We start from the raw sequence: 839 nt of genomic DNA, 5'->3' as shown, positions 1-839 counted from the left end.
GCACGTGATAGCTCCAGTTGCGAACATGCTTGAGGATCAACAACCGCAACACCACCTCGGCCGGCGCGCCCAGCCGACCACGACTGCGGCTCTTGTGCGGCTCTTGGGATGTCGTCTCGCCAGCGCCTCGTACACTGCACCGACGATCTGTTCATCCGCCAGAACCCGGTCAGCATGGGTCATCCAACCTTCGCGAAGATCGCTCACTTCCCCGGCGATCAAGCCGTCGCCGAAGCTCAGTTGCGCTCTGCGCATCTCAATCACGTTTCTTCCTCCCCCGCGGCACCGCCGCATCAGGGCGCAACAGGTCGTGATTGAACGCGCAGATCGCCTCGATCGCGTCTTTCAGCTTCTGGTAATTCTCCAGCCAGCGGCGCACCTCGGCAACGCGCTCACGCCGCACACTGAACTGGCGCACGCGTCCACCCGCATAGCTCACCGTCAGGACATGCACCTGGTGCCCTTCGCCGCGCGCGCATTTCGGGCAGCCGCTCTTGTGACGAACGGTGCGCTCCAGCAACGAACCGCGCAGCAGTTCGCCGGTGACCGGCAGCTTGCCGACAAGCTTCTCACGCGTTTGAAGGGCTCGCTTACGAATCATAAGAATGAATCAATCCGCTTCAAGTCAACGCCAATCCGTTCGACCTTGCAGTTTTCGCCACACCAAGCGATTCTGGCTGCCTCACAAGGCCGCCGATTTTTGCGCCGGAAAGTAGCTAGCTAGTTTGGCACCACGTGGTGCATGAGAATGACCACTGGTTTGCGAGACAATATTATTCGCTTATCCAAACTTGCGTGAAGATTTTCTTCTACTTGGAGCCGCCGCCGCGCAACAGACG

At 59.6% G+C, this 839-nt stretch carries 1 protein-coding gene and 1 pseudogene; both read right to left on the bottom strand.

Annotation, left to right across the window (positions count from 1 at the left end):
• Nucleotides 1-255: pseudogene (locus IVA82_RS10170) on the bottom strand (ISNCY family transposase); the annotation flags it as partial.
• 1 nt (nt 256) lies between these two features.
• Nucleotides 257-601: a DUF6788 family protein gene (locus IVA82_RS10165; RefSeq protein WP_247383763.1), complete on the bottom strand. Its 345-nt coding sequence runs from the start codon at nt 599-601 to the stop codon at nt 257-259.
• Nucleotides 602-839 lie beyond the last annotated feature (238 nt).

The sequence above is a fragment of the Bradyrhizobium sp. 142 genome, from assembly GCF_023074015.1.
GTDB lineage: Bacteria > Pseudomonadota > Alphaproteobacteria > Rhizobiales > Xanthobacteraceae > Bradyrhizobium.
This window is presented reverse-complemented; position numbering and strand designations above follow the sequence as displayed.